This window comes from Streptomyces physcomitrii, assembly GCF_012273655.1.
In the GTDB taxonomy this organism is placed as follows: Bacteria; Actinomycetota; Actinomycetes; order Streptomycetales; family Streptomycetaceae; genus Streptomyces; species Streptomyces physcomitrii.
On sequence record NZ_JAAWWP010000027.1, the window covers coordinates 51,692 to 72,364 of the forward strand.

Sequence of the window (20,673 nt, forward strand, 5' to 3'; positions counted from 1 at the left end):
ATGGCCGCTCAGCGCATCGTCATCGGTATCGACAGCTCGACCCAGTCCACCAAGGCGCTGGCGGTCGACGCCGAGAGCGGCGCCGTCCTCGGCACCGGCCGGGCGGCCCACGAGGTCACCACCGGCGAGGGCCGGGAGAGCGATCCGGCGCAGTGGTGGCGGGCACTGACCGAGGCGGTGGCGGCGACCGGCCATGCCGAGCGGGCCGAGGCCGTCGCGGTCGGCGGGCAGCAGCACGGCCTCGTCACCCTGGACGCCCGCGGCACGCCGGTGCGCCCCGCCCTGCTGTGGAACGACGTCCGCTCCGCCCCGCAGGCCGCGGCGCTCCGGGAGCGGTGGGGCGCCGCCGAGTGGGTACGCCGGGTGGGCAGCGTCCCCGGCGCCGCGCTCACCGTCGCCAAGTGGGCCTGGCTGCGCGAGAACGAGCCGCACCGGGCCGAGGCCACCACGGCGGTACGGCTGCCGCACGACTACCTCACCGAGCGGCTCACCGGTACCGCCGCCACCGACCGGGGCGATGTCTCGGGCACCGGCTGGTGGACCCCCGAAGGCTACGACCGGGAGATCCTCGACCTGGTCGGCCTGGACGAGGCGATGCTGCCGACGGTGCTCGGCCCCGGGCGGGCCGCGGGCACCGTACGGTCCGGACTCCCCCTGCGCGAGGGCGCGTTGGTGGCCGCGGGCACCGGCGACAACATGGCCGCCGCCCTCGGCCTCGGCCTGCGGCCCGGACAGCCCGCGCTCAGCCTCGGCACCTCCGGCACCGTCTACGCGGTGACCCGCGGGCGCCCGCAGGACCCGAGCGGCACCGTCTCCGGCTTCGCCGACGCCCTCGGCAACTGGCTCCCGCTCGCCTGCACCCTCAACTGCACGCTCGCGGTGGACCGGATCGCGGCCCTGCTCGGCCGCGACCGGGAGGAGGTGGAGCCGGGCGGCGGCGCCGTCGTCCTGCCCTACCTCGACGGCGAGCGCACCCCCGATCTCCCCTACTCCGCGGGCCTGTTCACCGGCCTGCGGCACGACACCACCGCGGGCCAGCTCCTCCAGGCCGCCTACGACGGCGCCGCGTACTCCCTGCTCGCCGCCCTGGACGACGTCCTCGCGGGCAGCGGCGAGGAGGGCGCCGAGCTGCCGCTGCTCCTGATCGGCGGCGGGGCCAGGGGCACCGCCTGGCAGCACACCGTACGGCGGCTCTCCGGCCGTGCGGTACGGATCCCCGAGGCCCAGGAACTCGTGGCCCTCGGCGCCGCCGCACAGGCCGCCGCCCTGCTCACCGACGAACAGCCGGACGAGGTGGCCCGCCGCTGGCGCACCGCCGAGGGCCCCCTGCACGCCCCGCTGCCGAGGGACACCGAGACCCTGGAGCGGATCGCGGGGACGCTGGAGCGGGCGGGGGCGCTGGTGGACCCACCCGGCGGAAGAGCCACCTGATGGGCGCTTGAGGCACGCCTCCTCCTCTCAGCCGCGACAGGCACCGGCGCGGACGAGGAGGCGGACGATCAGCGCGTACTTCTGGTCCCGCGTGCGCCGGGCACTGCGCAGAGCCGTACCGGACTGGGAAACGCTCGGCCTCTGCTGGGGAGCGGTGGCCGTCGGCGCCGTGACGCTCCTGCCGCCCCCACGGGGCGAGGAGGAGCCCGGCACCCGGACCGCGGACGACACCGGGGCGCCGCTCAGCGGTCCGCCCGCGGGCCACCCGGAGCGTGCGGTCCCCCACGCTGCCGCTGAGCGAGGTGGAGCGCGCACTCCGGTCGCAGCTGAGCTGACCGCGCCGGGCCCGGGTTGGGGCCCGGGTTCCGGGGCTCGGATGCGCCCGGGCCCGCAGCCTCAACCGGCCGTCCGCTACACGGTCTTGATGACCCCGCCGTCCACGAAGTAGTCGGCGCCGGTGATGTTGGCGGCGTGCGGGGAGGCCAGGAAGGCGATCAGGGCCGCCGTCTCGGCCGGTTCGGCGAGCCGCCGGGTGGCGATGCCCATCCGGCGCGGCAGCTCCGCGAGGAACTCGGCGTGGCTGACGCCCGCCTCCCGCGCCAGGTCCGCGGCCATGCTGTCGGCGCCCTTCCAGTTCTCGGTGAGGGTGGGCCCGGGGCTCACCGTCACCACCCGCACCCCCTGCGGGCCGAGCTCCTCCGAAAGCGCCTTGCTGAGGTTCGTCAACGCGGCCTTGGCGGCGCCGTATTCGACCGGGGGGTGAGCGAAGCGGGCCCCGATGGAGGAGACGTTGATGATGACTCCGCGGGCTTCGAGCAGTGCGGGGAGCGCCGCCCGGGTGGTGCGTACGGCGCTGAAGAGGTTGAGGTCGAGCGCCTGCTGCCAGTGCTCGTCGGTGAGGTCGGCGAAGCTCTCCCCGTGGGCGATCCCGGAGCGGACACCGCCGACGTTGTTCACCAGGATGTCGATGCCGCCGAGTTCCTCGCGGGCTCGGGCGACCGCCGCCGCGGGACCCTCGGGCCCGGAGAGGTCGGCGGTGATCGACAGGGCGGCCCCGGGCACGGCGCTGCGGGCGACTCCGGCGACCCGTACCCCCTCCGCCGCCAGCGTCTGGACGACGGCCAGCCCGATGCCCTTGCTGGCTCCGGTGACCAGGGCGGTCCGACCCTTCAGGCGCAGATCCATGACGGTACCTCTTTCTTGAACTTGGATTACAGAATGCGGGAAAGGGTGAATGGAGAGGAGGACGGAAACAGAGGGAAAAGGGCGAGCCGCGCGGGGAAGCGCACGGAGTGGCGTCGCGGCAAAAGCGAGCGGGGCGGGTGACGGTCAGGCCCCGGCCCGTACCGGTCAGAGCGCCCGCATCGCCGCGTCCACCAGTCCGCCGAGGCGTTCGGGGGCGGGGTCGGCCTTGGCCAAAACCCGGATGCCGTTGATGGCGGCGAGCAGCAGGCGGGCCAGCGCCCCCGCGTCCGCCGTGCGGTCGACCTCCCCCGCCGCCTGCGCCTCCAGGACCGCCCCCTTGAAGGCGGCCTCCTGACGCTCGAAGGTACGCCGCACCAGATAGTTCACGGTCTCCTCCGACACCCCGAACTCCACTGCGGTGTTGGTCGCCAGACACCCCCGGCGCCGCGCGTCCTCCAGGGCGGCGCGCACCACGAGTTCCAGCGCGGCGCGGAGGCGCGCCCTGGGTGAACCGGCGCCGTCGAGCACCTCGATGAGGCGTACGGTCTCGCGCTCGTAGTAGCGGCGCAGCGCCAGCTCGAAGAGCTGCCGCTTGCTCCCGAAGGCGTTGTACAGGCTGCCGCGGCCGATGCCGAGCGCCTCCACGAGATGCTGCGGAGACGTGCCGGAGTAGCCACGGGTCCAGAAGACCTCCATCGCGCGGTCCACGGCCAGATCGGGATCGAATTCCTTGCTGCGCCCCATGACCTCACTGCACCATTTCTTGACCTGCAAGTCAAGAAAAGCTCTCCCTGTGCCCGTGAGGCAACCAGCCCGGCCCCTGCCGCGTCACACAAGCATGAGACGGACTGCCGGTACCGCCGCCGCCCTCGCCGCGCTGACCCTGCTCGGATCCTCGGTCCTGACAGGATGCGGCACCGAGAAGAGCGAGAGTTCACGGCGGGGCGCCGCCGCCATCACCGGCGTGAAGTGGACCCCCGAGCGGGTCACCCACGGCGGCAGGACCTACTCGGCCCTGCCGGGCTCCCGCCTCACCTTCCGCGGGGACCGGGCGGAAGGCTCCCTCTGCAACGACTTCAGCAGCGACATCAGCATCGACGGCACCAAGCTGACCGTCGGCAAGACGGTGGCCACCAAGCGCGGCTGCCGCGCCGAGGGCGGAAAGGGCGACCACCCCTTCGAGGAGCAGTTCCTCGCGGTCTTCACCGGAGAGCTCGACATCGTGCTCACCCCCGACGGCAAGTCCCTCTCCCTGAACGGAAAGGGCGACGACTCCCTCGCCCTCAGCGCCCCGCAGCCCACCCCCGAAGCGACCGCGAGCCCGCCGGCGGACCCGGACGCTCCCACCGGGAACTGAGACCCGGGGCGCATCCGGCCGCGTAGGGCAGCCGAAGGCCCCCGCGGGAGATCCGCGGGGGCCAGGGGCGGCGATCCGTCAGAAGGCGGTTTCGCCGGGGAGGCCGAAGAGGTCGTGCCATTTCGCCCCGGCACCGAAGGAACTCCCGGTCGACAGACCGACATACACATCAGCCGAGGCATTCTTGGTGAAGGTCACGATGTCGGCCTTGCCGTCACCGTCGAAATCACCCACATACGGGAACTCACCGGCCGGAGTGAACGAGTCGTTCCACTTCACACCCGGGCCGAACTTCGCACCGTCCGACAGGGCCACATACACATCACGGTCCGCGTTCGAGGTGAACGTCACGATGTCGTCCTTGCCATCACCGTTCACATCACCGACCCGGGGCTGCTCCGCACCCGGAGCGAAGAACTCATGCGCCAACGTCGCCGGAGCGAACCCCGAACCCGTCGACAACGACACGAACACATCACCCCGCGTACCCTGCGTGAACACCACCACATCGTCCTTGCCGTCACCGTTCACATCGGCCACCGCGGGGAACTCACCGTTCGGGGCAAGGAAGTCATGCCACTTCACCCCGGCACCGAACTCGGACCCGTCCGACAACGCCACGAACGCATCACCATTCGCATCATTGGTGAACGTCACGATGTCGTCCTTGCCATCACCGTTGAAATCACCCGTCGCCGGAACCTCACCCCCCACCGCGAAGAAATCGTTCCACTTCACCCCACCGGAGAAGGCAGACCCACTCGACAACGCCACATACACATCCGCCAACGACCCCCGCGTGAACGTCACGATGTCGTCCTTGCCGTCACCGTCGAAGTCACCACTCGACGGCACCTCACCACTCAACGCGAAGTAGTCGTTCCACTTCACCGTCGTCCCCGAAAAACCCGACCCCGTCGACGTCGCCGCATACACATCCGCCGCCGCACCATGCGTGAACGTCACCACATCCGCCTTGCCGTCACCACTGAAGTCGGTCGGCGAACCACCCAGCTTCAGCCCACCGCCGGACTGGACCAGGCTCATGTAGTAGTTCCAGTTCCAGTGCGGGCCCGGGTCGGTGTGGTCGTTGCCGGGCACCTCGTTGTGGCCGACGATGTGCGCCCGGTCCTTCGGGATGCCGTGCCGGTCCGCGAGGTGCCTGGTGAGCGCGGCCGAGGAGCGGTACATGGCGTCCGTGAACCAGGACGGGTCGCTGACGTAGCCCTCGTGCTCGATGCCGAGGGCCGAGGGGTTGGCGGAGCGGGCGTGGTAGGCGGTGTCGCCGTCCCGGACCATCTGGGTCACCTCGCCGTCCGAGGAGCGCAGGATGTAGTGCGCGCTCACGCCGGACGCCGGGTTCTGGAACCAGCTGATGGAGCCCGCGTACGAACCCTGCGTCACATGGATGACGATGGTCCGGATCGCAGAGGAGCGTCCGCGGGCGTAGTTGCCCGCAGCGGCCGGGATCCAGCGCGCCGGCGGGTAGTCCTCGCTGAGCACGGAGGCGTCGGCGGTCTGCTTGCCGCCGGTGGCGGGCCGGGCGTCCAGCGAGGGGACGTCCTCGTAGCGGCCGCGGTCCGGGGTGATCCGCTGCCGGGGAACGCCGAGTTGCTCGCCCTCGGGGGTGCGGGCCCGCACGCCCTGGGCGAGGAAGGTGTAGACGGCATCGGCGTAGAGCCGCGCCGTGCTGTCGTTCCCGGCGCCCGAGTAGCGGGCGATCGCGGGGTACCAGGCCCCCGGGTCGCGGCGCTCGGCGGCGTCGAGCCCGAGGTCGTCGGCGTACTCGCGCAGGACGGCCGCCGCGCCGCGGATGTTGGCGCGGGTGTCCCGCCGCAGCGCGGCGGGGTCGAGGCCGGTGAGTTCGGCCGCGGTCCGCAGGGTGTGCTGGTCGGGGTTGTCGGTGAGGTGCATGACCCCGTAGCCGCGGGCCTGGCTGGGCTTGCCGTCGTGGCCGTCGAGGTGGGTCTCGCTGTAGCCGAGGGCCACGAGCAGGTCGCGGGGGACCTCCGAGGCGCGGGCGGCCTCGCGGAAGGCGGCGGCCGTCCGCCCCTCGCCGCCGGGCTCGGGCGCCGGGGCGCCCGTGGCGGTGGCCGGCAGGGCGGGCAGCGCGAGGCAGGCGCCGAGCAGACCACCGAGCAGGGTGCGGCGCAGCCGGGTGGCGGATCTTCGGGTGGTGCCGAGGGCGCTTCGGGTGGTGCGTCGGTCACGGTTCATCGCCGGATGTCTCCTCAGAGTGCGGTCTCGCCGGGCAGGCCGAACAGGTCGTGCCATTTCGCTCCGGCGCCGAAGGAACTGCCGGTGGACAGGCCGACGTAGACATCGGCCGAGGCGTTCTTGGTGAAGGTGACGATGTCGGCCTTTCCGTCGCCGTCGAAGTCACCCACGTACGGGAACTCACCGGCCGGGGCGAAGGAGTCGTTCCACTTCACGCCGGGACCGAAGGTCGAACCGTTCGAGAGGGCCACATACACATCGCGGTCCGCGTTCGAGGTGAAGGTGACGAGGTCGTCCTTGCCGTCGCCGTTCACATCGCCGACCCGCGGCTGCTCCGCCCCCGGGGCGAAGAACTCGTGCGCCAGCTGCGCCGGACCGAAGCCCGAACCCGTGGAGAGCGAGACGAACACATCGCCGCGGGTGCCCTGGGTGAACACCACGATGTCGTCCTTGCCGTCGCCGTTCACATCGGCCACCGCGGGGAACTCGCCGTTCGGCGCCAGGAAGTCGTGCCACTTCACCCCGGCCCCGAAAGAAGAGCCGTTGGACAGCGCCACGAAGGCATCACCGGCGGCATCGTGGGTGAAGGCGACGATGTCGTCCTTGCCGTCGCCGTTGAAGTCGCCCGCGGCGGTGACCTCGTGGCGCGGGGCGAAGAAGTCGTGCCACTTGGCGCCGCCGCCGAAGGAGGAGCCGTTGGACAGGCCCACGTACACATCCGCGAGCGAGCCGTGGGTGAAGGTCACGACGTCGTCCTTGCCGTCGCCGTTGAAGTCGCCCGTGGTCGGGGTCTCGCCGCCCAGGCCGAAGAAGTCGTTCCACTTGACCGTGGTGCCGGAGAAGGCGGTGCCGGTGGAGCGGGCCGCGTAGACGTCGGCGGCGGCGTTCTGGGTGAAGGTGACGACATCGTCCTTGCCGTCGCCGTCGAAGTCGGTGGGCGAGCCGCCCCACATGCCCGCGAGGCGGGAGGCCTCGGCCATCATGGCGCGGGCCTTGCCCTCGGACTGGTCGTAGCGGTCGGGGAAGGCGGAGCGCTGCACGCTCTGCGCCAACTGCCCCGCGGTGAAGCCCGGGTTGCGGCGGTCGCTGTCGATGGCGCGGGTGATGAACTGGGTGGCCGCGTAGACCGGGTCGAGGATCTGCTCGGGCGTTCCCCAGCCGTAGCTCGGGCGCTGCTGGTAGACGCCGAGGGAGTCCTTGTCGCCGCAGGGCAGATTGTGCATGTGCGACTCCACCCAGCCCGCCTCGAAGGCGGCGAGGGTGACCTTGGCATTGGCGTCGTAGCTGCGGGCGACCCGCTGCACGACCACGATGATCGCGGGATCGTGGTCGGCGGGAACGCTGCACGCCTCCTCGGCGAGGAGTTCCGCGTTGGACTTGTGGCGCCCGCCCGATCCGTCCGGGGAGGGTGTCGCCGCCTGGGCGGGGGCGAGACCCGCGGTGAGGGCGAGCAGGGCACCGGTCAGCAGACCGAGCACCCGTCTGTGCCGGCGGAGGGCCGCCGGTCCGGCTGTGCGCACGAGGAGTTCCTCTCTCTCGGTTCACCAGAACCCGCGGATTCCGCGGGGCGATTACCGGCCCCCGTACGGGAGTCGAGGGGGCCGGAAGAACAACTGGGGGCTACGTCCGCTCCTCGGACCTCAGAAGGCGGTTTCGCCGGGGAGGCCGAAGAGGTCGTGCCATTTCGCCCCGGCACCGAAGGAACTCCCGGTCGACAGACCGACATACACATCGGCCGAGGCATTCTTGGTGAAGGTGACGATGTCGTCCTTGCCGTCACCGTCGAAATCACCCACGTACGGGAACTCACCGGCCGGGGTGAAGGAATCGTTCCACTTCACACCAGGGCCGAACTTCGCACCGTCCGACAGGGCCACATACACATCACGGTCCGCGTTCGAGGTGAACGTCACGATGTCGTCCTTGCCATCACCGTTCACATCACCGACCCGGGGCTGCTCCGCACCCGGAGCGAAGAACTCATGCGCCAACGTCGCCGGAGCGAACCCCGAACCCGTCGACAACGACACGAACACATCACCCCGCGTACCCTGCGTGAACACCACCACATCGTCCTTGCCGTCACCGTTCACATCGGCCACCGCGGGAAACTCACCATTCGGCGCCAGGAAGTCATGCCACTTCACCCCGGCCCCGAACTCGGACCCGTCCGACAACGCCACGAACGCATCACCATTCGCATCATTGGTGAACGTCACGATGTCGTCCTTGCCATCACCGTCGAAATCACCCGTCGCCGGAACCTCACCCCCCACCGCGAAGAAATCGTTCCACTTCACCCCACCGGAGAAAGCCGACCCACTCGACAACGCCACATACACATCCGCCAACGACCCCCGCGTGAACGTCACGATGTCGTCCTTGCCGTCACCGTCGAAATCACCACTCGACGGCACCTCACCACTCAACGCGAAGTAGTCGTTCCACTTCACCGTCGTCCCCGAAAAACCCGAACCCGTCGACGTCGCCGCATAGACATCCGCCGCCGCACCATGCGTGAACGTCACCACATCCGCCTTGCCGTCACCACTGAAATCCGTCGGCGAACCACCCAGCTTCAGCCCACCGCCACCGCAGTTGCCGCTGGTGTGCCGGGCGGGGGTGCTGCTGTAGCGCAGGGCGACGCCGTCGATGACGATGGGCTGGTTGACGCCGTCCGCCTCCTGTTCGTAGTGCAGGTGCGGGCCGGTGGACTGCCCCGTGCTGCCGACCTTGCCGACCTCCTGGCCGACGGTCACGTACTGGCCGTTCGCCACCGACACGCTGCTGAGGTGGCCGACCAGGGTGGTCCAGCCGCCGCCGTGGTCGATGCGTACGTGGTTGCCGTAGCCGGGGTGGCCGAGGATCACCTGCGCGGTGCCGGAGGCGGTGGCGAGGGCGGGGGTGCCGAGGTCGGCGCTGCCGGCGATGTTGAAGTCGATGGCGTTCACGACCTCGGTGGAGTGGTGGTAGTAGTCCCGCCCCTCCCCGCAGGGCCACGGCGCGCGGAAGTCGGGCCGCGGCCCCGCCGCCGCGGCCGGGGGCGCCGGGCTGAGGAGCAGTGCCACGACGAAGGTCGCCAGCAGGGCGGCGAGTCCTTGGAGCCGTCTGCGCATGGGTGCCTCCGAGAGGGTCCGAGAGGATCCGGAGTGGGAGCCGGGGGGGGGACGGGAGCTGCCGGGCGCGGACTCTCATCCGGGGCCCACGCGGCGCGCCACCACGAGGGGAGGTGAAGGCGAGGTGACGGAAACATTCATGAAATCGATTTCACACTCTCTGCTCGTGAACTCTAGAAGGCCTCTCATGAACACGTCAAGAATGCGGAAAGAACCGAACTCCCGGGCCGGGGCGCACACTTCACCGACTCCCCCGGGCCTCGTGGCCGGTCACGGGAAAGTCATGACTCCTTCACCTCTACTGAAGCGCGGCCGGTCCTGCTACGGTGACGCCGCCGTCCCCGGCCGGGCCCCGCCCGGCACCGACGGACCCGGACGCAGGACCGGACCCCCTGCGCCGGAGGAGCCCTGCCGCGCGCGGGGTGCAGCGCGTCTGCCCGCCCCGTGCGGGACGCCCGCCGCCCGCACGCACCCGTACCCCCGGCACGCCCCGCGCAGCCCTCACGGCCCGACCGCACAGGCCGGTCCTCTCCCCACCGAAGGGTCCGTCGATGCCTCCGTCTCCCTCCCGCCGTACGGTGCTGCGCTCCGCGCTCTCCCTCGGTGCCGGTGCCGCCCTCGCCGGCGGTCCGTTCGGCGCCGCCCTCTCCCCCGCCCGTGCCGCGGCCGCCGGGCCGGGAGCCGTGATCCCCGCGCCCCAGGAGTGGACGGCCGCGGGCACCGGCTTCGCCTACGGGGCGGGCAGCCGGCTGGTCGTCGACTCCGCGTACGCCGGTCAACTGGAGGCCGACGCCCGGACGTTCGCCGCCGATCTGGCCGCGCTCACCGGCACCGCACCGCAGGTGGTGGTCGGCGCCGCGAGCGGTACGCGGGCCGGGGACCTGCTGCTCGCCCTCGGGTCGACTGACGCCCGACTCGGCGAGGAGGGCTATGCGTTGACGAGCGCGCCGACGCTGCGCCTGACCGCCCGTACCGCCACCGGTGTCTTCCGCGGCAGCCGCACGGTGCTCCAACTCCTGCGCGCCGCACGGACGATCGCGGGCGGCACGATGCGCGACTGGCCGCGTTATCCCGAGCGCGGGCTGCTCGTCGCCAATGAGCCCAAGTCCTTCTCGACGCGCTGGTGGCAGGAGCAGATCCGCGAACTCGCCTATCTCAAGATGAACATGCTCTCGCTGTACGTCGGCTACCAGCGGGTGGACCTCGCGCAGATGAAGGCCGTCGCGCAGTTCGCCGCCCGCTACCACGTCACCGTGGTCCCGCAGTTCAACATGCCGGGCCACCTGGAGACCGAGCTGACCGGCCGCCCGGAGCTGCACCTGCCGGGCCGCCCGGCCTCCCTCGACCTCTCCCGGGAGTCCGGCTACACCTACGCACGCGAGCAACTGGCCGCGCTCCTGCCCGAGTTCGAGGGCCCGCACTGGCACCTGGGCGCCGACGAGTACCTGATCGGCAGCGACTACGACGCCTTCCCCCAACTGGCCGCCTACGCAAAGGCGCACTACGGCCCCGAGGCGAAGGGCGTGGACGCCGCCTACGGCTTCGTCAACCTCTGCCATGCCCAGGTCCGCGCCGCCGGGCGGACGATGCGCATCTGGAACGACGGCATGCTGCCCGATCCCCAGGTGCAGATCGACCGCGAGGTCCTGGTCGAGCACTGGATCAACCACGGCAGGCCTGCCGCCGAACTCCTCCGCGACGGCTACCGGGTGCAGAACAGCAACCTGGACTTCCTCTACTACGACCTCGGCGGCCGCCGCCCCGACCCCGCGAAGATCTACGAGGCCTTCCGCGTCGGGCTGTTCAGCGGTTCCAGCGTCCCCGACGACACCCCGGGCCTGCTCGGCGCGAAGCTGCACGTCTGGACCGTGCCGGACGTGGAGAGCGAGGTGCAGATCTACCAGCGGCTCCACGCGCCGCTGCGCTCCCTGGCCCAGATCACCTGGGGCTCGCCGAAACCGGCCGCCGACTACCCGGGCTTCGCGCCGCTGGTCGACGCGGTGGGGCACGCACCCGGCACCTCGCTCTGGCTCACCGAGGAGACCGCGCCCGGCGGACGCGCCTTCCGCAGCGCCGACGGGGGCGAGCAGCATGTCCTCGCCGCGGCCGGGGCCAACGGCGGCCTGCTGCACTGGTATTGGAGCGAGCGCGCGGGCCGGATGACCGCGGAGCACTGGCCGGGCGGCCACGTCACGGGCGCGCCCGCCGGGTTCACCCACGGCACGGAGACGGTCGCCTTCGCACGCGGCACCGACGACTCGCTGCGCCACTGGTCGGGGCTGCCCGGGGCGCTGCCCGCCGAGGACGACTGGGGCGCGGGGCCGGGCACCGTCACCTCGGCCCCGGCCGCCTACGCGGTGGGCGGGCAGCAGCACGTCTACCACCGGGCCGCCGACGGCACCCTCGCGCACCGCTTCCGGGCCCGTGGCGGCGAGGTGGTCGCGGAGAACTGGGGCGGCCGACTCGACGGCGCCCCGGCCGCGTTCGTGCACGGCGCGGAGCAGCATGTGTTCGCCCGCACCGCGGCGGACGGCCTCGGGCACTGGTGGTATCCCGGCCCCGGCGGGGCGGTCGGACGGGACGACTGGGGCGCGGCCCCGGGCAGCGTGACCTCGGAGGTGGCCGCACTCGCCCTCGGCGGCCAGCAGCATGTCTTCCACCGCGCGGCCGACGGCACCCTCGCCCACCGCTTCCGGGGCGGCGGCGCCGTCGTCACCGAGAGCTGGGGCGGTGAACTCGCCGGTGCCCCGGTGGCGTTCGTCCACGGCCAGGAGGTGCACGTCTTCGCCCGCGCCGCCGACGGAACGCTGCGCCACTGGTCGTACGAACCCGGCACCGGCCTCCGCCGCGAGGACTGGGACACCGCCGGTGCCGTGACCGACGACCCCGCGGGCCTCGCCGTCGGCGACCAGCACCACGTCTGGTTCCGGGACGCCTCCGGCTCGCTGGCGCACCGCTTCTACGACCACTCGGCGGGCCGGGTCACCGCCGAGGACTGGGGCGGCAGCATCCCCGCACCCGCATAGCCCGCACCCGGCCCACGCCCCACCGGCACCCGTCCGGCCTCCGGGGCCCATATGCCCGTGGTCCGGGTGATGCGGCCCCGGCTGCCGGGTCGCCGAGCCGCCGGGCCGGAGGTCCGCTGGCCCGCCAGCCCGGTAGCCCCCATCCCCGCCCACCACGCCGAACCCGCCCCGCCCGTACCGGTCCGCACCCACCGGGCCGCCGGTCCCCAACTCCCCCCGTCCGCCCGCCCCGTGGAGACACGATGAGACCCCTCCTGCCCGCCCGCGCCCGCCCGGGAACCGTCCTGCTCGTCCTCGCCGCACTGCTCGCGGGCTCGCTCGCCGGGGCGCCCGCGGCCGGTGCCGCCGAGGGGCCCTCCGGTCCGGGCGACCCGGTGGTGCACACCTTCGAGGAGGCTCCGGTCGGCGCCGCCCCGCCCGGCTGCGCGCCCACCGAGGGCGCCTCGGGGGCCGTGGTCAGCGATGTCCGCGGGCAGGACAGCGCCCGCTCGCTGCGGGTACGGGACGTCTCCGCCACCGGGCGCACCGACCTGGCCTGCCCGGGGCCGACCCGGCTCGGCGCCCGCCTCGGCTTCGCGATGCGGCCGGAGGCGCTGCCGAACGGCTTCCTCTTCAGCGTGCTCGGCCGCTTCGAGGGCGGCGGCGCCGCCCGCCCCGTCTTCCACTTCCAGGCGGCCCCGGACGGCTCGCTGCGCTGGCAGGACGGCACCGCCTGGCAGCCGCTCGCCCCGGCCGGGACCGTCGCCCCGGGCCGCTGGGACCGGATCACCGTCGAGGTGCCGCGCGACCGCGGCGCCGCCTATCTGTACGTGGGGGACGCCTACGCGGGCCGGGCCGCTCCGGCGGGCGGGAAGGTCGCGGCGCTGACCGGTCACCAGTTCTCCGGCGCGGGCACCGCCCCCACCGGCGACGACGTCTTCGTGGACGATGTCTCCTTCGGGCCCGCCTCCCAGGACACCACCGCCACCCGGGGCTTCGACGCGGAGGCCCCGGGCGGGCCCCCGTCCGGCTGCACCGCCCCCGCGAACGCGGCACCGGCCGTGGTCAGCGACGTCCGGGGCGAGGCGAGCCCGCGCGCCCTGCGGATCCTCGACACCTCCGCCGCCCAGGGGGTGGAGACCACCTGCCCGGCCCCGGCCGCGCCCTCCGGCACCCTCGCCTTCTCGGCGCGCCCCGAGGCACTGCCGAACGGCTTCACCTTCGGGCTCCTCGGCCACCGCGCGGGCGGCGGCGCCCCCTCGCCCGGCTTCCACTTCCTCGCCGGTCCTGGCGGCACGCTCAGCTGGTACGACGGCTCCGCCTGGCGGCAGTTGGCGCCCGCGGGCACCCTGCCCACCGGGCGCTGGACCGGCGTCGAGGTGGCGGTGGCCGCGGACCGGAGCGGCGCGGAGGTCCGGGTCGGCGGCGCCTCGGTCGGCCGCGCGGGCCCGGTCGCCGGGGCCGCGCTCCAGGACCTCAGCGGCTACCGCTTCGGCTCGGCGGGCTCCGCGCCCACCGGCGACGACGTGAGCGTGGACCAGGTCGCCTTCGGCCCGGCGACGGCCGCCCGGGGCCACGAGAGCGACCCGGTCGGCTCCGTCCCGCCGGGCTGCGCCGCCCCCGCCGGGGCCACCGCCGCCACCGTGAGCGACGCCCGCGGCAAGGACAGCGCCCGCTCGCTGCGGGTACGGGACGCCTCCGCGAGCGGGCGCACCGAACTGGACTGCCTCCACGCCCCGCGCCGGGCAGCGGAGTTGGCCTTCTGGGCGTACCCCGAGTCGCTGCCCAACGGCTTCACCTTCAGCCTGCTCGGGCACACGGCGGGCGTCACCGGCGCCCCGGCACCGGTCTTCCACCTCTCGGTCACCCCGCAGGGCGCGCTGCGCTGGTACGACGGCCTCGGCTGGACGCAGCTGGCCGCGCCCGGCACCGTACCCACCGGTCAGTGGTCGGAACTGGCCGTACGCGTCCCCGAGGACACCTCGCGCGCCCAACTCCTCGTCGGTGGACGGGTGGTGGGCGAGGCCGGCAGCTGGGGCATGCGCGAGGCCGACGACCTCACCGGCTACCGCTTCGGCGGCTCGGGCACCGCGCCCACCGGCGACGACGTCTTCCTGGACGGCATCCGCTTCGGCCCGCCGAGCGCCCAAGTCCCCGCCCCCGCCGGGCCGTTCGCGGTGGGGCCGACTGTCACCGTCGACCAGGTGGAGCAGGGAAACCTCCAGATGCCCAACTCCGCCGCCCGGCTCCCCGGCGGCGAGACCCTCGCGGTCTACCCCCGTCACGGCGACGCGGTCGACGCGGTCGGCACCGAGCTGGTCGCCACCCCCGACGACGGCCGCTCCTGGCGCAAGCAGCCCGCCCGCAACCCCTTCCCCGACGAGCAGTCGTACTACGTGACCCAGCTCGCCGGGGGCGATCTGCTCGCCGTGAACTACCTGACCTTCATGGTGGCGGGCAGCGACAACACCCGGGCCACCGTGCGCACCGCCCGCTCCTCGGACGGCGGCGCCACCTGGCGGCGCGGCAACGGCACCATGACGACCCCGGGACCGATGAAGCCGATCCCCTCCGGCAAGGGCCTCGGCGGCTTCGTCCTCGTCAACCGGGCCCTGGAGAACCCGGACGGCAGCCTCTACCAGAGCGCCTACGGCTACTACGCGGGCGACGCCAAGTACCGGCAGGTGCTGCTCGTCTCCACCGACGGCGGCGTCAACTGGAGCGTCCGCTCCACGGTGGCTGTGGACCCCGGCCTCTCCGGGGAGGCCTCCTACGAGGGCTTCGACGAGGGCTCGGTGGTACGCCTCGCCGACGGCTCGCTGCTCACGCTGATGCGCACCGGCAACTACCGCCCGCTCTACCAGGCGCGCTCCACCGACGACGGCCGCACCTGGTCCGCTCCGCAGGTGCTGCGCGCGGGCCCGGACGGCGGTCAGCCCGTCACCGGCATCCGGCCGGAGCTGACGCTGATGGGCGACGGCCGCCTGGTGCTGCTCATCGGGCGTCCCGGCATGTCGATGCTGCTCTCCGAGGACGGTTCCGGCACCTCCTGGTCCGCGCCGCAGGCCGTGGACTACCGCAACTCGGGCAACGGCACCTCGGTACCGATCGGCCCCGACCGGCTGCTCCTGATCGGCGACCGGGGCGCGGACTGGACACCGGGCGCGGACAGCCACCGCCGCATCTGGTCCCGGGTGGTGACCGTGCGCTGAGGCAGCAGTGAGGGGCAGCGGAAAGGGGAGGCTGCGGGGCGTATCCGGCCCCGCGGCCTCCCCTCGTCATCCGAGGGCCGCTAGTCCAGCGCCGGCGGCGCCGCCTCGGCCGAGGTCCCCCACTTCGAGGGCTTCTCCCCCACGGTGAAGGAGAGTTGGCGCATCCCGCGCAGATCGCCGGTGGTCAGATACGTCCTGCCGTACTCCTCGCCGTCCACCCGCGCCGACTGGATGTAGCGCGCGGTCTCCGAGGTGCCCGGCGCCTTCACCGTGAGGCGGCCGTGCGGGTAATAGCGCCGGTCGAGGCGGATGTCGACGCGCTCGAAGACCGGGGTGGACAGGCCCCAGGTGTCGGTGCCCGGCTGGACCGGGAAGACACCGATCGAGGAGAGGACGTTCCAGGCGGACATGGTGCCCAGGTCGTCGTTGCCGGTCATCCCGGTCGGGGCGTCGGTGAACAGGGTCAGCGCCGCGTGCACCACATCCGTGGTCTTCCACGGCTGCCCGGTCGAGAGATAGGTGTACGGGGCGATCAGGTCCGGCTCGTTCTGTGGGTTGTACTTGTCCGCGTTGTAGTAGTCGTACGGGCCGTTGACCCACACCTCGCGGGCGGTCTTCTCCGGATCCTTCAGCAACTCCTCGTAGGCGAAGAAGGAGTCGAGGCGCGCGTTGGTGGCGTCCGTGCCGCCGATCAGGTCGACCATGCCGGGCAGGTCCTGCGGGACGAGCCACTGGTACTGCCAGGAGGTGCCCTCGTGGAAGCCCTCGCTCTTGGCCGGGTCGGCGGGCCCGGTGAAGGCGCCCTCGCCGTCCCGCGCGCGGAAGAACCCGGTCGAACTGTCGTAGATCTTGCGGTAGTTCTGGGCCCGTTCGGCATAGCGCTCCGCGTCCGCGCGGTGGCCGAGCTCCCCGGCCATCTGCGCGAGCATCGCGTCCGAGAGGGCGTACTCCAGGGTGGCCGAGGCCCCGTGGTCGTAGTCCGAGTCGCCGGGCTTGGCGTGCGGGCGGCCCTTGAGGTAGGGGGCGTAACCGTCCTTCAGGTACTCCTTGTTGGCCTCCCGGCCGACCGGCGCGGAATCGGCGGGCGGCACCCCGTCCGCGTTCTTCTTCAGCGCGCGGTAGGCCCGCTCCTCATGCCCCTTGAGCAGCCCCTGCTGGTAGGCGTTGGTGAGGAAGGGCGTGACCGGGTCGCCGGTCATGATGTTCGTCTCGACCGTGCCGTAGCCCCACTTGGGCAGCCAGCCGCTGTCCTCGTCGATGGCGAGCACCGAGAGCGCCATGTCCCGGGACTCCCGCGGGGCGAGCAGGGCGAGCAGCTGCGCCTGGGTGCGGTAGGTGTCCCACAGCGACCAGTTCTGGTAGTACGTGAACCCCTTGGCGCGGTGCTTGCGCTGGTCCCAGCCGGTGTAGCGGCCGTCCACGTCGCTGCCGATGTTCGGCGCCAGGAAGGACCGGTAGAGCGAGGAGTAGAAGGTGCGGCGCAGGGTCTCGCTGCCGCCCTGGGCGCGCACCTGGCCGAGCCGCTCCTCCCAGGCCGCCCGCGCCGCCCGCTCCACCGAACGGTACGAACGCCCGCCCTCCGCACGGAGGTTGAGCGCCGCGCCCTTGGCGTCCACATAGGAGAGCGCGGTGGTCGCCTCGACGGTGCGGTCCCGCCGGGTGTCGAAGCGGAGGAAGGCGCCGTTGCGCTCCTCCCCCGCCGTGGAGGTCCGCGAGCCCTCGGTGACGGTGCCGCCCTTCCAGGTGCCGGAGGCCTTCTCGAAGGGCCGGTCGAAGCGGGTGACCGTGTAGAGGGTGTACGGCTTGGTGTCCTGGCAGAAGCCGCTGCCGGTGATCGCGGTGCGCACCGTACGGCTGTCCAGGATCTCCACCTCGGTGGAGAGCGTGCGGTGCAGCGACTGGCCCGCGTTGAGCAGGACGTTGGCCTTGTCGGTCGCCGGGAAGGTGTAGCGCTGCACCCCGGTCCGCTCGGTCGCGGTCAGCGCCGCGTGGATCCCCGTCTTCAGGCCCACCTGGTACGAGCCGGGCGCGGCCCGCTCCTCGTCGTGGCTGAACTCCGCCGCGTACGCGGCGTAGTCCGTCTCGGTCACCTCGCCCGTGGTGGGCAGCACCGGCAGATCGCCGCCGAGCCCGCAGCCGACCCCGGAGAGGTGGATGCTGGAGAAGCCCCGGATGTGCGTGTCGGAGTGGTCGTAGCCGGTGTTGTGCCCGGTGTCCGGCGAGAGCTGCACCATCCCGAAGGGCACCGCGGCGCCGGGGTAGGTGTTGCCCTCGTTCTCGGTGCCGATGAACGGGTTGACCAGGTCGGTGAGCCGGCCGCCGCCGTGCTGCCCGGTGGCCTGCGCCGCGGGAACGGCGAGGGCGCCGCCGAGCAGCGCGGCCACCGCGGCTGCGGTCACCGCGCCGCGTATCCGTGGGATCCAAGTCATGGCGGAGGGCGCCTCCTTGCGCAGGGGAAAGGGCGGCGGCGGACCCCGGCCGGACAACGTTGTCAGCCACCGATGCCCGCATTCTTCGCGGCGGGCATGTGCTCGTCAAGACACTGGGCGGGACGGATCGCGGCCACGGCGGGGAGGGCGAGAAGGCCCGGGCGGACCCGCCGCCGCACACCCTCCTCGCCACGGACACGGTGCCCGCTCAACTCCCCTCCGCACCAAGGCACTTGCCCCTCAGGCGAACCGCCACAGATGGTCGTCGGTGCCGTTGTCCGCGAACTGGACCACCTGGGCGCTGTTCTCGGTGGACATCCGGTCCACGCCGAGGACCTTTCCGCTGTGGCGGTTGCGGATCAGGAACCAGCCGTCGCCCTTGTCGGTGAAGGACCAGAGTTCGTCGTCCCGGCCGTTGTCGGTGAACTGCACGATCGGCGCGCTGTCCGCGGTCGACGCGCCCTCGACCGCGAGGACCTTGCCGCTCTGCCCGTTGCGCAGCAGGAGTTGACCGTCCGCCCGCTCGACGACCTGCCAAGCGTGGTCCCCCGTACCGGAGTTGTCGAACTGCACCACCCGCGCGCCGTCCTCGGTGGACATCCCGTCGACGGCGAGGACCTTGCCGCTGTGCTTGTTCAGCAGGCGGTGGTAGGGCGGTTCGGGGGTCCACGGCCGGCCGTCGCGGCGGACGGTGGGGAAGGCGGTGATACGCAGCCGGGCGGCGCCCATCGGGATCAGGGTGACCTCCTCGGTGGGAGCGTCGCTGCGGGCGGGGCTCTGCCGGAGGGGGGTGACGACGTTCTCCTGGTCCGCCCGCCAGGCCTCGATACGGCGGGCGCGGGCGGTGAGCGAGACCGGCACCGCCTCCTGGGTGAAGGGGTTGTCGGGGACCGGGCCCCTGCCGCGGCGCAGGGTCGTCTCGCCGTCCGCGAGCAGTCCGTAGTTCCAGGGGCCGGTGGCGCGGACCTCGTACTCGGGGAAGGCGTCGGTGCCCGCGTAGCGCTCGTACTTCTCGCCGATCTTCAGGGAGTACGTCAGCGGCCCGTGGTCGATGCTGACGGCGTCCTGGTTGCCGCTCCAGGTGCGGGTGGTGGTGCGCTGCGGCAGGCGCAGGACCACCCGGTCGCCGTCCTGCCAGGTGCGCTCGACCCGGGTGAAGGCGGGGCCGGGTGCGGCCTCCAACGGACTTCCGGCGACGGTGAGTTGAGGCTCGCTGCACCAGCCGGGGATGCGCAGGTGGAGGGGGAAGGTGACAGGGCGCGGGGTGCGGACGGTGAGGGTGACGGTCTCCTCGAAGGGGTAGCCGGTCTCCTCGGTGACCGTGATCGTGGTGCCGCCGGTGGCGTCGCCGACCCGGGCGCGGACTTCCGAGGGCGCGTACATGGCGGCGGACAGTCCCCCGTCCGGCGCGCTGAGCCAGAGTTCCTCGGTGAAGTAGGGCCAGCCCATGCCGTAGTTGTGCGGGCAGCAGCGGTAGTCGTCGACGCCCGGATGGTAGGCCTGCATGGCGAAGCCGTTCTGGAACTGGCCCTCGGTCTTGCGGTCCCTGCCGAGGTCGATGCTGTTGGCGGCGGTGACGTAGTGGATCGCCTTGCCCTCGGGGTCGAGGGAGGCGGGCAGCATGTTGAAGGCCAGGTCCTCGCAGCGGTCCGCCCAGACGGGGTCGCCGGTGAGCCGGGTGAGGAGTTCGTGGCTGGTCATGAACTCGACGATGCCGCAGGTCTCGAAGCCCTGGCGGGGGTCGCCGAAGCCGGGGCGGATGTTCTCGTCCCCGGCGATGCCGCCGCCGGGGAACTGGCCGCTGATGCCGAGGACCTGCTCGTAGAGGCGGTAGGTGGCGCGGGTCAGCTCCGACGCACCCGAGGCGGCGAACTGGGCGTACTGGGCGGGCTCGCGGAAGCCCTGGGCGATGTTGACGTTGTGCGGGGTGGGCAGCCGCTCGGCGGTCCAGTCGGCGCCGTAGGTGTGCATCTTGCCGACCAGGTCGAGCAGGAAGTCCTCGCCGGTGCGGCGGTGGAGCCAGAGCGCGGTGTCGATGCCGTCGCCCCAGCGCACCGAGACCCAGCTGGAGTCGAAGGCGCTCTTGCCCTGGGCGTTCATATAGCGCAGGAAGCGGCTGAGGAAGGGCACGATCCGTTCGTCGCCGGTGTGCTCCTGGTGGCTGCGGAGGGCCATGAGCAGCGGCAGGAAGGGCCAGAAGTCGGGGCCGTCGTTGAGGGCCGTGCGCAGCGCGCGGGGGCCGAAGAAGCCGTCCGGCTCCTGGGTGGCGAGGATCGCGTCGACCCAGCGGCGGGACTCGGCGAGGGCCCGCTCGTCCCCGGTGGCGATCGCCAGCGGGATATAGCCGCGCAGCCAGTACGGCACCTCCTCCCAGCCGGCCTTCTCGGGGTGCGTCCAGCCGGTGCCCTCGAAGTCGAGGAAGTGGGAGCGCTCGGCGTAGCGGCCGCAGAGCCCGTCGAGCTGGAGGCGCAGCTGGCCGGCGAGCCAGCCGCGGGCGGTGACGCTGCCGGTGGGCAGGCGGCCGAAGGCCTCGGGGGCCGGTCCGCGCGGTGCCGGGCGGTCGGCGGAGGCGGCGGCGAGCGGTGGCCGCACGGCGAGGGCGCCGAGGGCGAGGGATCCGGACTGGAGGAGGCGTCGTCTGTTCAGGGGCATGGGGGTGCTCCTCGGGAGGGGTGGTGCGGCCAGGGGCGCGCGAGGGCTCTGCCGCGCGGGGGCGCGCCG

Annotated in this window: 11 protein-coding genes; 4 read left to right on the forward strand and 7 right to left on the reverse strand. The window is 72.7% G+C overall.

Annotation, left to right across the window (positions count from 1 at the left end; all coding sequences use genetic code 11):
• Positions 1-1,431, forward strand: a complete 1,431-nt coding sequence (xylB, locus tag HFV08_RS28675) for a xylulokinase (RefSeq protein ID WP_168543379.1) — start codon at positions 1-3, stop codon at positions 1,429-1,431.
• A 411-nt stretch (positions 1,432-1,842) separates the two neighbouring features.
• Here xylB and HFV08_RS28680 read toward each other — a convergent pair whose 3' ends face one another.
• Both HFV08_RS28680 and HFV08_RS28685 read right to left on the reverse strand, forming a co-directional pair.
• Positions 1,843-2,616: an oxidoreductase gene (locus HFV08_RS28680; RefSeq protein ID WP_168543382.1), complete on the reverse strand. Its 774-nt coding sequence runs from the start codon at positions 2,614-2,616 to the stop codon at positions 1,843-1,845.
• Between the two features lie 165 nt (positions 2,617-2,781).
• On the reverse strand, positions 2,782-3,360 hold the full coding sequence (locus HFV08_RS28685; RefSeq protein ID WP_168543384.1) for a TetR/AcrR family transcriptional regulator: 579 nt from the start codon (positions 3,358-3,360) through the stop codon (positions 2,782-2,784).
• A 94-nt stretch (positions 3,361-3,454) separates the two neighbouring features.
• Between HFV08_RS28685 and HFV08_RS28690 the strand changes: the two genes are divergently transcribed.
• A complete protein-coding gene (locus HFV08_RS28690; RefSeq protein ID WP_168543386.1) occupies positions 3,455-3,973 on the forward strand; it encodes an META domain-containing protein in 519 nt (172 codons plus the stop codon).
• A 78-nt stretch (positions 3,974-4,051) separates the two neighbouring features.
• Here HFV08_RS28690 and HFV08_RS32620 read toward each other — a convergent pair whose 3' ends face one another.
• The 3 genes from HFV08_RS32620 to HFV08_RS28705 all read right to left on the reverse strand — a co-directional run bounded on the left by HFV08_RS32620 (position 4,052) and on the right by HFV08_RS28705 (position 9,306).
• Positions 4,052-6,190, reverse strand: a complete 2,139-nt coding sequence (locus HFV08_RS32620; protein ID WP_168543388.1) for an N-acetylmuramoyl-L-alanine amidase — start codon at positions 6,188-6,190, stop codon at positions 4,052-4,054.
• Positions 6,191-6,204: 14 nt separating this feature from the next.
• Positions 6,205-7,710: an FG-GAP repeat domain-containing protein gene (locus HFV08_RS28700; protein WP_312885870.1), complete on the reverse strand. Its 1,506-nt coding sequence runs from the start codon at positions 7,708-7,710 to the stop codon at positions 6,205-6,207.
• Positions 7,711-7,830: 120 nt separating this feature from the next.
• Positions 7,831-9,306, reverse strand: a complete 1,476-nt coding sequence (locus tag HFV08_RS28705) for an FG-GAP-like repeat-containing protein (protein WP_210430911.1) — start codon at positions 9,304-9,306, stop codon at positions 7,831-7,833.
• 551 nt (positions 9,307-9,857) lie between these two features.
• On the opposite strand from HFV08_RS28705, the gene HFV08_RS28710 reads away from it, so the two are divergent.
• Positions 9,858-12,332 carry a glycoside hydrolase family 20 zincin-like fold domain-containing protein gene (locus HFV08_RS28710; protein WP_168543390.1) on the forward strand — a complete coding sequence of 825 codons (2,475 nt, stop codon included), beginning with the start codon at positions 9,858-9,860 and terminating at the stop codon, positions 12,330-12,332.
• 242 nt (positions 12,333-12,574) lie between these two features.
• Positions 12,575-15,523, forward strand: coding sequence for a sialidase family protein (locus HFV08_RS28715; RefSeq protein WP_168543392.1), 2,949 nt, complete (start codon positions 12,575-12,577; stop codon positions 15,521-15,523).
• Between the two features lie 80 nt (positions 15,524-15,603).
• Here HFV08_RS28715 and HFV08_RS28720 read toward each other — a convergent pair whose 3' ends face one another.
• Positions 15,604-17,952, reverse strand: coding sequence for a GH92 family glycosyl hydrolase (locus HFV08_RS28720; RefSeq protein ID WP_168543394.1), 2,349 nt, complete (start codon positions 17,950-17,952; stop codon positions 15,604-15,606).
• A gap of 240 nt (positions 17,953-18,192) precedes the next feature.
• Positions 18,193-20,604, reverse strand: coding sequence for a beta-L-arabinofuranosidase domain-containing protein (locus HFV08_RS28725; protein ID WP_168543396.1), 2,412 nt, complete (start codon positions 20,602-20,604; stop codon positions 18,193-18,195).
• Positions 20,605-20,673 lie beyond the last annotated feature (69 nt).

Bases quoted from the DNA above. Each gene is read 5' to 3' on its own strand.
- HFV08_RS28685 (WP_168543384.1), bottom strand. From the start codon at position 3,360: ATGGGGCGCAGCAAGGAATTCGATCCCGATCTGGCCGTGGACCGCGCG.
- HFV08_RS28680 (WP_168543382.1), bottom strand. From the start codon at position 2,616: ATGGATCTGCGCCTGAAGGGTCGGACCGCCCTGGTCACCGGAGCCAGC.
- HFV08_RS32620 (WP_168543388.1), bottom strand. From the start codon at position 6,190: ATGAACCGTGACCGACGCACCACCCGAAGCGCCCTCGGCACCACCCGA.
- HFV08_RS28710 (WP_168543390.1), top strand. From the start codon at position 9,858: ATGCCTCCGTCTCCCTCCCGCCGTACGGTGCTGCGCTCCGCGCTCTCC.
- HFV08_RS28725 (WP_168543396.1), bottom strand. From the start codon at position 20,604: ATGCCCCTGAACAGACGACGCCTCCTCCAGTCCGGATCCCTCGCCCTC.
- HFV08_RS28720 (WP_168543394.1), bottom strand. From the start codon at position 17,952: ATGACTTGGATCCCACGGATACGCGGCGCGGTGACCGCAGCCGCGGTG.
- HFV08_RS28690 (WP_168543386.1), top strand. From the start codon at position 3,455: ATGAGACGGACTGCCGGTACCGCCGCCGCCCTCGCCGCGCTGACCCTG.
- xylB (WP_168543379.1), top strand. From the start codon at position 1: ATGGCCGCTCAGCGCATCGTCATCGGTATCGACAGCTCGACCCAGTCC.
- HFV08_RS28705 (WP_210430911.1), bottom strand. From the start codon at position 9,306: ATGCGCAGACGGCTCCAAGGACTCGCCGCCCTGCTGGCGACCTTCGTC.
- HFV08_RS28715 (WP_168543392.1), top strand. From the start codon at position 12,575: ATGAGACCCCTCCTGCCCGCCCGCGCCCGCCCGGGAACCGTCCTGCTC.